This is a genomic window from Mesorhizobium sp. M7A.F.Ca.CA.002.04.1.1 (assembly GCF_004022805.1).
Taxonomy (GTDB): domain Bacteria; phylum Pseudomonadota; class Alphaproteobacteria; order Rhizobiales; family Rhizobiaceae; genus Mesorhizobium; species Mesorhizobium ciceri.
Genome location: NZ_RZPL01001214.1, coordinates 1 through 740 on the forward strand (window position 1 = coordinate 1; position 740 = coordinate 740).

Annotated in this window: 1 protein-coding gene; it reads right to left on the reverse strand. The window is 61.6% G+C overall.

Features of this window, described 5'->3' with window-relative positions:
* Positions 1-2: 2 nt before the first annotated feature.
* Positions 3-740, reverse strand: a 738-nt coding sequence (locus ENZ75_RS33395) for an acetylornithine deacetylase/succinyl-diaminopimelate desuccinylase family protein (protein WP_128278682.1), incomplete at its 5' end; no start/stop codon positions are given.

Here is a 740-nt window from a genome sequence, read left to right on the forward strand (position 1 = left end):
CCTTATCCCGTGGCTGTGCCGCGCAGCAGCACGTTGAGCCCTATCGCCATCACCTTGGCCGATTCCACCATGTCCGATATGCCGACCCATTCGTCCGGCCGGTGGGCGAGGTCGAGAATGCCAGGCCCATAAGCGATGCAATCATAGATATGGCCGATGCGAGCTATGTGCTTCTGGTCATAGGTGCCGGGCGAAATGACATAATCGGGTTCGCGGTCGAAGATCGCCATGATGCCTTGCGCAACCGCCTTGACCACCGGCGCGTCGCGCTCGGTCATCAGCGGCAGCACTTCCATCAGGTCGCGGATTTCATAGTCGAATTTTGTCCGCTCGCGTTTCAACCGGTCGAGAATGCCGGTCACTTCACCTTTGACGGTGTCGAGATCTTCCTCGAGCAGGAAACGGCGGTCGATGGTCATCCGGCAGGAGTCGGGCACGTTGGGCGACGGCAGGCCGGGCCGGAAATCCTCGGTCTGGCCGCCATGGATCGAATTGATGTTCATGGTCGAGCGTTTTGCTCCTTCGGGCACGACCGGCATGCGCGTCATCTTGCGGTCGAGCGCGGGAAACAGTTCGTCCTCGAAAGCCCGCAGCACGGCGCCCATGTGGCGCACCGCATTGTCGCCGAGAAACGGCATCGAGCCGTGCGCGATCTCCCCCTTGGTCTCGATCTCCGCCCACCAGACGCCACGATGGCCGAGGCAGATGCGGTCCTTGTTCAGCGGCTCGGGAATGATGAC